At 65.3% G+C, this 12,546-nt stretch carries 11 protein-coding genes; 3 read left to right on the forward strand and 8 right to left on the reverse strand.

Annotated elements, in window-relative coordinates:
* Positions 1–25: 25 nt before the first annotated feature.
* The 3 genes from ACVJ5M_RS28790 (at position 26) to ACVJ5M_RS28800 (ending at position 3,401) form a co-directional block, all read left to right on the forward strand.
* Positions 26–766 carry an SDR family NAD(P)-dependent oxidoreductase gene (locus tag ACVJ5M_RS28790; protein WP_063983722.1) on the forward strand — a complete coding sequence of 247 codons (741 nt, stop codon included), beginning with the start codon at positions 26–28 and terminating at the stop codon, positions 764–766.
* A gap of 78 nt (positions 767–844) precedes the next feature.
* Complete coding sequence (locus ACVJ5M_RS28795; protein ID WP_231144878.1) at positions 845–2,008, forward strand: NHL repeat-containing protein; 1,164 nt, start codon at positions 845–847, stop codon at positions 2,006–2,008.
* 166 nt (positions 2,009–2,174) lie between these two features.
* A complete protein-coding gene (locus ACVJ5M_RS28800; protein WP_063983724.1) occupies positions 2,175–3,401 on the forward strand; it encodes an ABC transporter substrate-binding protein in 1,227 nt (408 codons plus the stop codon).
* A 105-nt stretch (positions 3,402–3,506) separates the two neighbouring features.
* Here the strand turns inward: ACVJ5M_RS28800 and ACVJ5M_RS28805 are convergent, their stop codons facing one another.
* The 8 genes from ACVJ5M_RS28805 to ACVJ5M_RS28840 form a co-directional block, all read right to left on the reverse strand.
* Positions 3,507–4,763: a TCR/Tet family MFS transporter gene (locus ACVJ5M_RS28805; RefSeq protein ID WP_166352692.1), complete on the reverse strand. Its 1,257-nt coding sequence runs from the start codon at positions 4,761–4,763 to the stop codon at positions 3,507–3,509.
* Complete coding sequence (gene der, locus ACVJ5M_RS28810) at positions 4,760–6,142, reverse strand: ribosome biogenesis GTPase Der (RefSeq protein ID WP_063983725.1); 1,383 nt, start codon at positions 6,140–6,142, stop codon at positions 4,760–4,762. Before der ends, ACVJ5M_RS28805 begins: the two co-directional genes overlap by 4 nt.
* A 49-nt stretch (positions 6,143–6,191) precedes the next feature.
* Positions 6,192–6,743, reverse strand: a complete 552-nt coding sequence (locus tag ACVJ5M_RS28815; protein ID WP_166352690.1) for a hypothetical protein — start codon at positions 6,741–6,743, stop codon at positions 6,192–6,194.
* Positions 6,744–6,787: 44 nt separating this feature from the next.
* Positions 6,788–7,441, reverse strand: coding sequence for a tetratricopeptide repeat protein (locus tag ACVJ5M_RS28820; protein WP_063983726.1), 654 nt, complete (start codon positions 7,439–7,441; stop codon positions 6,788–6,790).
* 167 nt (positions 7,442–7,608) lie between these two features.
* Positions 7,609–9,201, reverse strand: a complete 1,593-nt coding sequence (locus tag ACVJ5M_RS28825; RefSeq protein ID WP_063983727.1) for a class I adenylate-forming enzyme family protein — start codon at positions 9,199–9,201, stop codon at positions 7,609–7,611.
* Between the two features lie 75 nt (positions 9,202–9,276).
* Entirely contained in the window at positions 9,277–9,861 is a 585-nt protein-coding gene (locus ACVJ5M_RS28830; RefSeq protein ID WP_063983728.1) for an NnrU family protein, read from the reverse strand.
* Between the two features lie 166 nt (positions 9,862–10,027).
* Positions 10,028–10,606 carry a hypothetical protein gene (locus tag ACVJ5M_RS28835; protein WP_063983729.1) on the reverse strand — a complete coding sequence of 193 codons (579 nt, stop codon included), beginning with the start codon at positions 10,604–10,606 and terminating at the stop codon, positions 10,028–10,030.
* Between the two features lie 232 nt (positions 10,607–10,838).
* Complete coding sequence (locus ACVJ5M_RS28840; protein ID WP_063983730.1) at positions 10,839–12,458, reverse strand: peptide chain release factor 3; 1,620 nt, start codon at positions 12,456–12,458, stop codon at positions 10,839–10,841.
* Positions 12,459–12,546 lie beyond the last annotated feature (88 nt).

The following is a 12,546-nucleotide window of genomic DNA, read 5'->3' on the forward strand; positions in this document are numbered from 1 at the left end:
CCATCCACGCCTGTAAAACCCCGCCATGACAAATCCCCTCGCCAACCGCATCGCTCTCGTCACCGGCGCCTCGCGCGGCATCGGCTTTGCCACGGCCAAGGCGCTGGCCAAAGCCGGCGCGCATATCGTTGCGACGGCGCGCACGCAGGGCGGGCTCGAAGAGCTCGATGACGAGATCCGGAAAGACGGCGGCAGCGCCACGCTGGTGCCGCTCAATCTCACCGATTCCGACGGCATCGCGCGGCTCGGCGCCGGCCTGCACGAGCGCTACGGCAAGCTCGACATCCTCGTCGGCAATGCCGGCGTGCTCGGCCCCTCCTCGCCGGTCGGCCACATCGAACTGAAAGCCTTCACCGACGTGATGGCCGTCAACGTCTCGGCGAACTTCCAGCTGATCCGCTGCATGGAGCCGCTGCTGAGGCAGTCCGATGCCGGCCGGGCCGTGTTCATCACCTCGGGCGCCGCCAACAAGGCCACCGCCTATGTCAGCCCCTACGCCGCCTCCAAGGCCGCGCTGGAAACGCTGGCCCGCGCCTGGGCGCAGGAAACCGCGAACACGCCGCTCCGTGTCAACCTGTTCAACCCGGGCCCGATCCGCACCCGCATGCGGGCCACGTTGATGCCGGGCGAAGATCCGGCGACGCTGGAGACACCCGAGCAGGTCGCCGAATTCATCGTCCCGATGTGCGCGCCTGACTGGACCGAAACCGGCAAGTTCTACGACTACAAGACCCGCACACTGATGAGCTTCCGCTCGCCGGCCTGATTGACTCGCGTGCCTCCCCGCGATTGACTGCCCGCGCTCAAGCGGCAGCAAGCCGCAAGCCAAAAAAGGGAGGTTGCCATGGCGCCGTGGCATGATCGCGCAGGGCTTGTCTGTACAAGGCTCGGCCGTGCGCTCGTACGAGTCTCTCACGCCTTCTCCATCCTTATTGCAGCCATCGCGTTCGTGCTTCCAGGCACGGCGACTGCGGGTGACGTCCCGACCTTCGCGGTCGATGCCTCCTGGCCAAAACAGCTGCCGAACAACTGGATCCTCGGCCAGGTCGGCGGCATCACCGTCGACTGGCAGGGCCATATCTGGGTGATCCATCGCCCGCGTTCGCTCACCGATGACGAGAAAGGCGCGAGCCTCAACCCGCCGCGCTCGAAGTGCTGCGTCTCGGCGCCGCCCGTGCTCGAATTCGACACCGACGGCAATCTGCTGCGGTCGTGGGGCGGTCCGGGCGAAGGCTATGAATGGGTCGGCCGCGAGCACGGCATCGAGGTCGACGAGCGCGGCTTCGTCTGGGTCGGCGGCAACGCCGACAACGACAATGCCATTTTGAAATTCACGCTCGACGGCAAGTTCGTCGCCCAGATCGGAAAGATCGCGCCGAGCCTCGGCAGCAACGACACCACGCAGCTCGGCAAGCCCGCCGAAACCGCGATCGACAAGGCGGCGAACGAAATCTACGTCGCCGACGGTTATGGCAACCGCCGCGTCATCGTGTTCGATGCGACGACGCTCGCTTACAAGCGGCACTGGGGCGCCTATGGCAACAAGCCCGATGACAATAAGCAGGCGGCGTATGATCCCAAGGCGCCCGTCTCCCAACAATTCGGAAATCCCGTCCATTGCGTGAAGCTCGCCAATGACGGTCTCGTCTACGTCTGCGACCGCATCAACAATCGCATCCAGGTGTTCAAAAAGGATGGCACCTTCGTGAAGGAGTTCTTCTTCGAGAAGAACACCCTCGGCAACGGCGCGGTGTGGGACATCGCGATCTGGCCCGATCCGAAGCAGACCTATTTGCTCAGCGCCGACGGCGAGAACAACGAGATCCGGGTGATCAAGCGCGAGGACGGCAGCGTGGCCGGCAGCTTCGGCCACAACGGCCGCAATGCCGGGCAGTTCCACTGGGTGCATGCCATGGCGATAGACGCCAAGGGTAACGTCTATACCGCCGAGGTCGACACCGGTAAGCGCATCCAGAAATTCAAGCTGACCTCGGACGCGCTCAAATAGCGTCTCAACACACTTTGCCCAAAGGTTAACCGACGGATGACGCTACGCCGCAGCGTCATCCGGCTTTAGGCGCATTGCCGCCAGCCGTGGGACACGGTAGAGCGATCAGCCGGAACAAGGCTCCGCAAGAGAGCCGTCCGCATATTGAAAATGGAGGAGACCTTTTATGACGACGACGCTCGCGCGCCGCTATGCGGCCCTTCTGGCCTGTGCCGCCTTCGGTTTTGCAACATCCGCTTACGCGCAGGACAAGACCGTCAAGATCGGCGTCTTGAATGACATGTCGAGCCTTTATGCCGATATCGGCGGCCCGAACTCCGTGGTCGCGATCAAGATGGCCGTCGAGGATTCCGGCCTGCTCAAGAAGGGCTGGAAGATCGACGTTCTGAGCGGCGATCACCAGAACAAGCCGGACGTCGGCGTCAATATCGCTCGGCAGTGGATCGACAACGAGAAGGTCGATGCGATCGCTGATACGCCGAACTCCGGCGTCGCGCTTGCGGTCAGCAACCTCGTCAAGGAAAAGAATTCGGTGCTGCTGAATTCCGGCGCCGCCTCTGCCGACTTGACCGGCAAGGCCTGCACGCCGAACACGATCTCCTACACTTACGACACCTACATGCTCGCCAACGGCACCGGCAAGGCGCTGACCAAGGCCGGCGGCGACACCTGGTTCTTTCTTACCGCGGATTATGCCTTCGGCCACGCGCTGGAACGCGACACCACGGCCGTCGTGACGGCAAACGGCGGCAAGGTGCTGGGCAGCGTCAAGCACCCGATCAACAGCTCGGACTTCTCGTCCTTCCTGCTGCAGGCCCAATCGTCCAAGGCCAAGGTGGTCGGCCTCGCCAATGCCGGCGGCGACACCACGAACTCGATCAAGCAGGCGGCCGAATTCGGCATCGTATCGGGCGGCCAGAAGCTCGCGGCGCTGCTGCTGTTCATCAACGACGTGCATTCGCTGGGGTTAAAGACCGCGCACGGCCTGACCTTCACCGAGTCCTTCTACTGGGACATGAACGAGCAGACCCGCGCCTGGTCGAAGCGCTTCGCTGCCCTGGCCAGCAAGAACGCGATGCCGTCGATGACCCAGGCCGGCAACTACGCGATGGTGCTGCACTATCTCAAGGCGATGGAAGCGCTCGGCGGCAACCCGCATGACGGCGCCAAGGTCGTCGCCAAGATGAAGGAGCTGCCGACCGACGATCCGCTGTTCGGCAATGGCCCGCTGCGCCAGGACGGACGCCGTCTCATCCCGGCCTATCTGTTCGAGGTGAAGAAGCCCGAGGAGTCGAAGGGTCCGTGGGACTACTACAAGCAGATCGCCACGATCGCGGCGGAAGACGCGGCCAAGCCGCTCAAGGACAGCGAGTGTCCGCTGGTGAAGAAGTAAGAGAGTCGACGCTGCCGTAGGGTGGGCAAAGGCGCGTAAGCGCCGTGCCCACCTTCTCTCCGCGAGTTGACGAAGTAGCGGTGGGCACGCTTCGCTTTACCCACCCTACGAAACCGTCTTCGTGGCAGATAGCGACCGCATCGCGATGGCGACACATACCACCATCAATACCGCCGCAAGCAGGAATGGCGCGCCGGGCAGATGCCACGGCGCGCTGGCGCCGATGAAATAGGAAAACGTCAGCGTGAACAGGAACGGCCCGACGAGCTGCGAGACGCTCTGCACGCTCGCGGTTGCGCCCTGCAACTGGCCCTGCTGATCGGGCGCAACCAGCCGCGTCATCAAGGATTGCATGGCGGCGCCCGAGATTCCCCACAGCGACATCACGGGAATGCCGATCCAGAACAGCGGGCCGGTCGGCGCCGCGCCGAAGATCACGAAGCCAATCGCGCCACAGCACAGACCGAGCACCAGCGCATTCCGCTCGCCGAGCACGCGCACGATCGGGCCGATGGCGAGCCCCTGCACCACCATGGCGCAGATGCCGACCATCGCGAGCGTCAGACCCACGGTCTTGGAATCCCAGCCGTAGCGATAGGTCGCATAGAGCACGAAAGTCGAGGGCAGCACGACATGCGCGACTTGTGCGATGAAGTTGACGATGGATAACGCGGCCAACGCCGCGTTGGAACGCAGCAAGTGCAGCGCTCCGACCGGATTGGCGCTGGTCCAGCGGAACGGCGCGCGCCGCTCCGGCGCCAGCGATTCCGGCAGGACGAAGAGCCCATAGAGCGCATTGGCAAAGCTCAAAGCCGCCGACGCCCAGAACGGCAGCCGCGGATCGATATCGCCGAGCAGGCCGCCGAGCGCCGGGCCCAGGATGAAGCCGGCGCCGAAGGCAGCTCCAATCCTGCCGAAGACGGCCGCGCGCCGCTCCGGCGGCGTGATGTCGGCGATATAGGCAAAGGCGGTCGAAATGCTCGCCGAGGTGATGCCCGAGATCACGCGGCCGATGAACAACCAGAGCAGCGACGGCGCGAGCGCCATCAGCACATAGTCGGCGGCGAGCCCGAAATTCGACAGCAGCACCACCGGCCGCCGTCCGAAGCGATCCGACAGCGCGCCGAGCACCGGCGAGAACACGAACTGCATCAGCGCCCAGGCGGTGCCGAACAGGCCGAAGATGCGGGCCGCATGCGCGGTGTCGTTGTCGACGAAGCTCTCGATCAGCTTCGGCAGGATCGGCATGATCACGCCGAGCGCGAGCATGTCGAGCAGGATGGTGACGAAGATGAAGGCGACGGCACCACGCCGGACCGGCGCAGCGCTTCGCGCCGTCGCCTCGCCGGCATCGTTGCTCACGACGGCCGCTTGCGCTTGTGGGCGAAGGGGTTGGCCTTTTCGCGCAAGGTGATGCGCACCGGCGTACCCGGCAGCTCAAAGGCCTCGCGCATGGAATTGGTCAGGTAGCGCAAATAGGACTGCGGCACCGCGTCCGCGCGCGAGCAGAACAGCACGAAGCTCGGCGGACGCGCCTTGTTCTGCGTGATATAATTCAGCTTGAGCCGTCTGCCGGACACCGCCGGCGGCGGATTGGCCTGCACGGCCTGCTCGAACCAGCGATTGAGCGCGGAAGTCGGCACGCGCCTGTTCCAGACCGCGTAGGCGTCCTGGATCGCCTGCATCAGCCGATCGATGCCCTCGCCCATCAGACCTGATACGGCGACGATCGGCACGCCCTTGATCTGCGGCAGCCAATGGTCGGCATCCCGGCGCAGGCCCGAGATGGCGCCGCCGCCCTTGGTCTCCATCAAATCCCATTTGTTGACTGCGAGCACGACCGCGCGGCCTTCGCGCTCGATCAGATCGGCGATGCGCAGATCCTGCTCCTCGAAGCGGTTCTGCGTATCCATCATCATCACGACGACTTCGGCAAAGCGGACCGCGCGCAACGCGTCGGCGACCGAGAGCTTCTCGAGCTTTTCCTCGATGCGCGAGCGACGGCGCAGGCCTGCGGTATCGAACACGCGAAATTCGCGGCCCCTCCAGTTGATCTCGACCGCGATGGAATCGCGCGTGGTGCCTGCCTCCGGGCTCGTCAGCAGGCGCTCCTCGCCGAGCAGATGGTTGATCAGCGTCGACTTGCCGGCATTGGGCCGGCCGACGATGGCGACGCGGATCGGACGCGTCGCGGCCTCCTCCTCGGTCAGCGGCTCATCGTCATCGGCTTCATCTTCGTCGACAGGCTCCGGCATCAACTCACGGAGCGCGTCATACAGCTCGCCCATGCCCTCGCCGTGCTCGGCCGAGACCTGGATGGGATCGCCGAGGCCGAGCGCAAAGGCCTCCATCGCGCCGGCATCGCCATGCTTGCCTTCGCTCTTGTTGGCGACCAGCAGTACCGGCTTGTCGGCCTTGCGGGCGAAATCGGCGAAGGCGCGGTCGGTGGGCGTCAGGCCGATGCGGGCGTCGATGACGAAGAACAGCGCGTCGGCCTGTGCGATCGCGGCCTCGGTCTGCTCCTGCATGCGCGCGGTCAGCGAGCCCTTGGCGCCCTCGTCGAGGCCAGCGGTGTCGATGATGGTGAATTCGAGGTCGCCGAGCCTGGCCTCGCCTTCGCGGCGGTCGCGGGTAACGCCCGGCAGGTCATCGACGAGCGCGAGCTTCTGCCCAACCAGGCGGTTGAACAGCGTCGATTTGCCGACATTGGGCCGGCCGATAATAGCAATCGTGAAGGACATCGGTCATTCGTGCGCTGCGAAGGCCGCGCCTGTCAATGTAATGAAGGGATCAGCGCGAAAAGCTGCCGCTCGGCATCGGTGCCGGGAAAGCTCCCTGCGATTGCTGCTGGGTGGTCTGGGTCGGTTGCGCCTGCTGGACGGGTTGATCCGGCGGCGGGGCGGTGGTGCGCTTGCGCACGATCTTCTGCTTGGGCGGCGGAGCGGCCGTGGGCGGCGCGGCCTCCGGCTGGGCCTCGCCGTCGACCTCGCCCGCCGGCGCCTCAGCGGGCGCGGCCGCGGTGCTGGCAGGCTGTTTGGTCTTCTTCGCCTTGGTACCCTTTGCCGGCTTGGCCTCGGGCGGCGGCTCGGCGGGCAGAGCCGCGACGGCCGGTGCGTTCGGATCCGGCTGCTGCTGTGCTGCGCCCTTGTACATCTCCCGCGGCACGCCCTGCTCGAGGCCCGGAACGCCCTCCGGGAAGACCGGCTTGCGGTCGCCCGGCAGCTTCTTCTTGGTGTCGAGGAAGTCGAGCATGTCGCTTGGATCGAAGCTGGAGCAGCCGCCCAGGATGCCCGTGAAGGCGATCAGGACGGCGGCTGCGATCAAGCGTGGCGTGCGGCGCATCTTGTGTCTCGTCTACGTCAGAGAGCCCGAAGGTCAGCTCTTGGTCAGCTTTTGGCGACGGGCGGCAGCAGGGCCTGGAGCGCCTCGGCGCGTGAGCGCAAACCGGGCGGCGTTTCGCCGTCCTCGGCAATCGCGTCGAGCCATTTGCGGGCCGCGGTCATGTCGTTGTTGCGCCAGGCCGATAGCGCCAGCAACTCGCGGGCGCTGTGGCGGAACGTGGATTTGGGCGCGGCGGAGGACTCCAGCCGCTGCTGCATGTCGGCATAGGACGCGCTGTCGACCAGCAAGCCGGCGGCGCGAATCTTCGCCAGGTCCTGCCACTCACCACCGATGCTGCGATCGGCGGCGATGTCGTCAAACATCTTGGCGGCCGCCTTGGGATCGCGGGGCGCTGCCTCGGCCGCGGCACGTAGCCGCGCCAGGGTGCGATAACCCGAGGGAGCCTTGGCGGCGAGCGCGGTGAAGGCGGCCTCGGCCTCCGCGTGCTTGTCCTGGTCGGACAGCTCAGCGGCCTTCTCGAAGGCGGCGCCGGCCTCGGCGGCCTTCTTGCCCTCCAGGTACTGGTAGCCGCGCCAGCCGCCCACAGCAGCCACGATCAGCACCATCAGGGCAATGAAGACGATCGAATACTTGTCCCACAGCTTCTTGAGCTGTTCGCGACGTACTTCCTCGTCGACTTCGTCAAATAATTCAGACACTTATGTTAATCCCATGCCCGTCCGGGTGCGCGCGCCAATGCGTTCGCGTCAGGAATCCCCGTCCCCCACGTGGCGGCGGGGTACCCTAACGATATGGCGGTGGCAAGGCAAAGCGAGCCCAATCAAGGCGTTAACCACCCGGAACAGCCCGGACCGGCCTGTCCGGCTCAGGTTCCCAGGAGCTCCCGCAGCTGCCGCTTCAGCACCTTGCCGTTGGCATTGCGCGGCAGCGGCTCGGGGGTGATCGCCATGGTTTCGGGGACCTTGTAGTCGGACAGCCGCTCCGCGCACCAGGCGCGCAAGGCCTCGCCGGTCACCGGGGCGCGCGTCACCACCACGGCGTGGACGCGCTCGCCCAGCACCGGGCAGGCCTTGGCAATGATCGCGCTCTCGACCACGGCGGGGTGGCCGGCCAGCACGGACTCGACCTCGGCCGAATAGATCTTCAGGCCGCCGCGATTGATCATGTCCTTCTGCCGGTCGAACACGCGGACAAACCCCTCCGCATCGACCGAGCCGAGATCACCGGAATGCCAGAAGCCACCCGTGAAGCTTTCGGCCGTCGCCTTCGGATTATTCCAGTAGCCCTTGATGACGGAGGCGCTCTGGATCCAGAGCTCGCCGATCTCGCCAGCGGGCAGCTCGCGCCCGTCCGCTCCCATCGCGACGATGCGGGCACCCGGACACGGCAGGCCGACACTGTCGATGTGGCTCGCGGTCAGCTCGCCCGGCATGATCGTCGAGGGCGACGTCGTCTCGGTCGAGCCGTAGCAGTTCGCGAGCTTCAGGCCGGGAATCGTCGCCTTGAGCTTCTCGATGGTCGCGACCGGCATCGGCGCGCCGCCAAAGCCGCCGATGCGCCAGCTCGAGAGATCGTAGCTGTCGAAATCGGGCTGGAGCAGGCAGAGATTGTACATCGCCGGCACCATCACGGTGTAGGTGACGCGCTCGCGCGCGGCGAGCCTGAGATAATCGGCAGCCTTGAACTCGGGCATGATGATCAGCGCGCCGCCGCAGCGGATCATGGTCGTGATGTTGGCTACGACGCCGGTGACGTGGCCGAGCGGCACCGCCGCGATCGAACGGTCCGCTTCCGTCAATTGCAGGCAGGAGACGAACACCATCGAGGAATGGACGATGTTGCAATGGGCGAGCATCGCGCCCTTCGGCTTGCCCGTCGTGCCCGAGGTGTACAGGATCATCGCGGTGTCCTCCTCGCCGATCTCGACCGGCGCCGGTGCCGGGACGTTGTCGGCGAGCACGGCGAAACGCGACAGGGCCTGATCGCTGTCGACGGCGATGCGGCGGATGACGTCGGGAACATCAAGCGCATCGGGCAGCCGCTCGGTGAGCCCTGCTTCATGGATCAGGATCCTGGCGCCGCAATCGGCGAGGACATAGGCGATCTCAGGCTTCTGCTGGCGCGTGCCGAGCAGCACCGTCACCAGCCCCTCATGCGCAGCGGCAAACAGCAGCAGTGGAAATTCGATACGATTGCCGAGCAGGATCGCGACGCGATCGCCACGCTGCAGGCCGAGCTTGCGAAAGCCCGCCGCGATCCGCGCGGCCTGCTCCACGGCCTGCCGCCAGCTCAACCGGACATCGCCTGCGATCAGCGCTTCGCCGTCAGGATTGCGGGCGCAAGCGTCCGCGATCATCGCCCACAGGCTCGCCGGCCGGTCGCTGAAGGCCGGCACCACCCGATCGCCGAAGCGCGCCTCGAACCGCATCGGCGGGATCTGAGATTGCGACCAGTCCATCGGGATGCCCTCGGCTGTTGCTTGTCACGTTCCGCGCACGGCTGCGCGGAACCGTCTTGCGCTGATCGGCTGTCGTTAGCCCCCCATGACGGGAACGCCGATCACAACCGGGTGGAATGCGAAAGCCAGCGCGAGATAGGCGACGACGCCGACTGCAACAGCGATCAGATCATTGGTCACCCCACCCACTGGAATCGGCGGGCCGCCGCCATCGGTGCGATGCTTCAGCGAGATGCGGTCGTACACGGCCCAGCCCAGGAACGAGCCAAACAGGATGATGGAGCCGAGATCGCCATTGGCAAGCAGATGCGCGGCCGCCCACAATTTGATGCCCGCCAGCATCGGATGCTTCAGCGTCGCATAGATGCGCCCGCGCAAGTAGGACGCCACCACCAGGATGACCGCGGGCAGCATCAGCGCGACTGTAATGTGCTTGAATGCGACCGGCGGCTCCCAAACCGGGATCATTCCGGCAGCGCGATAATGGGCAAAGCCCCAGATGATCAGCGCCAATCCCGCAAGCGAGACGGCCGCATAGAGGATCTTGTAGGTCCCCTCGCCCAGTCTCGCGATCGCTTGCGCGCGCGCCTCTCGTTTCGTTGTGAAAACATGGGCCGCAAAAAACAGCATCAGCCCCAGGATCATGACCAGCAGACCCACGACATCCTCCCCTCAACCAGCGCCCCCGCCCATGGCGTATCATCGATTGGGCGCGGGTCGCAACTCTCACGCCTCATGGTCAGGCGTGAAGGCTCGGGTCTGCAACAGCGCGGCCTTCATCCTGCGAGACCCGCGCAAGCGCAGTCCGCAAGATGCGGGGATAGAGCTATTTTCCAAGCTCGCGATTATCGACATAGCGGATCGCGATCGGGCGTCCGGCCAGAGCGCCGCCGAGGCCGCTGGTGAATTTGAGCGGCAGGCAGGCTTTCAGCGATGAATTGATCGCGTTGAGATAGGTCGTTCGGGTATCGGCCGGGACGCCCGCGGTCGCATAGGTCAGCTGCGGCGGACCGATCATGCCGCCTGCCTTGTTGAAGCTGAAGCGCACCGCCATCTGCATGCCCGCGCGCGCATTGTCCGATGGCGGCGACCAGCAGGTGCGCAGCTCGGCGAAGAGATCGCCGATCGTATCGAGATCGTGATCCGGCTTCCGGTATTTGGCGCGATCAGCCTCCGTCGGCACGGTTTCGATCGTGAGCTGGAGGTTCTGACCGTAGGGATAATCGATCTCGGGAATGCAGGGGCCGGGCTCGAGCGGGCTGCAATAGTACGGCGTGCAGGGCCGGCCGTCGAGCACGCTGCACGGCTCATGCGAAAACGGGATCGGATTGATCTGGCGGCGCTGCGCATCGGCGGCAACCGTCGATATCGCCAATAGGAGGAAAACGAGGATGCCGCGCCACATGATGCGAGCTCACAATGTCACACGCACAAACGTGGCATTGCCAACGAACGCGTCAAGCCTACGGCTGTTCACATGCTCGCGTTTAGCTCCGGTGTCGTCGCCCGGCTCGACCGGGCGACCCAGTACTCCGAGACGGCGGTGATGGAATCGAGAGGCTGCGGCGTACTGGATTCCCCGCCTTCGCGGGGAATGACAGCGGAGTGTGGCCACGCAGCAGCGCGCGGAGTACGCCCTACCCCTTCTTCTTGACGTCCTTGACGTTCGTGAACTCGATGCCCTCGGCGCGCTCCCTGGCGTAGCCGAGATAGAACTCGTTTCTCGCCAGATACACGGGATCGCCGTCGACATCGTCGGCGATGCTCGAGGTGTTGGCGGCGATGAAAGTGTCGAGCTTCTTGCGATCTTCGGATGAGACCCACCGGGCGAGCTGGAACTCGCTGACCTCGAACTCGACGGGCAGCGAATATTCCGCCTCGAGCCGTGCCTTCAGCACGTCAAGCTGCAGCGCGCCGACCACGCCGACCAGCGCCGGTGCGCCGTCGCGCGGGCGGAACACCTGCACCACGCCCTCTTCGGACATTTGCTGAAGCGCTTCCTTCAGCTTCTTCGCCTTCATCGCGTCGGTGAGACGCACGCGGCGGACGATTTCCGGCGCGAAGCTCGGCACGCCGACGAAGGTGAAATCCTCGCCCTCGGTCAGGGTGTCGCCGATGCGCAGCGTGCCGTGATTGGGAATGCCGACGACGTCGCCGGCGAAGGCTTCGTCCGCGACCGACCGGTCCTGTGCGAAGAAGAATTGCGGGCTCGACAGCGGCATGCTCTTGCCGGTGCGCACCAGCTTCGCCTTCATGCCGCGGCTGAGCTTGCCGGAGCACAGGCGCGCAAAAGCAATGCGGTCGCGGTGGTTCGGATCCATGTTCGCCTGGATCTTGAACACGAAGGCGCTCATGCGCGGGTCGGTCGCCTCGACCTTGCGCTGGTCGCTCTCCTGCGCGCGCGGCTCCGGCGCGAACTTGCCGAGGCCTTCCAGGAGGTCGCCGACGCCGAAATTGCGCAGCGCGCTGCCGAAATAGACCGGCGTCAGATGCCCCTCGCGAAAGGCGGCGAGTTCGAACGGTTTCGAGGCCTCGGTGACAAGCTCGAGCTCGTCCTTGACCGCGCCGACATCGAGGTTGGCGTTGAGCTTGCCGAGCTCGGCGATCTCGATCTGCTGTGCAGCGCCGGTCTTGGCGCCGCCGCCTTCGAGCAGACGCACGCCGCCATTGGCAACGTCATAGGTGCCGAGGAAATCGCGGCCGCGGCCGACCGGCCAGGTCATCGGCGTGGTGTCGAGCGCGAGCGTCTTCTCGATCTCGTCGAGCAGCTCGAACACGTCGCGGCTCTCGCGGTCCATCTTGTTGATGAAGGTGATGATCGGAATGTCGCGCAGGCGGCAGACTTCGAACAGCTTTCGGGTGCGCGCCTCGATGCCCTTGGCAGCGTCGATCACCATGACGGCGGAGTCGACGGCCGTGAGCGTACGGTAGGTGTCCTCCGAAAAGTCCTCGTGGCCCGGCGTGTCCAGCAGATTGAACACGAGACCCTCGAACTCGAACGTCATGACCGAGGTCACGACCGAGATGCCGCGCTCGCGCTCGATCTTCATCCAGTCCGAACGGGTGTTGCGCCGCTCGCCCTTGGCCTTGACCTGGCCGGCGAGATTGATGGCGCCGCCGAACAGCAGCAGTTTCTCGGTCAGCGTGGTTTTGCCCGCGTCCGGGTGGGAGATGATCGCGAAGGTGCGCCGCCGCGCCACCTCGGTGGCAAGCGGGGAACGGGCCGGCGAGTCGGCTGATATGGCGATGTCGGACATGGCGGGAGCGTTTGGCAGGGAAAATGGGCCTGATCAAGCCTCATGTGGTGATTGCGGAGCCCTACGGCCAGCCCCATATCCGCTCCCG

The sequence above is a fragment of the Bradyrhizobium sp. S3.7.6 genome (genome assembly GCF_054061875.1).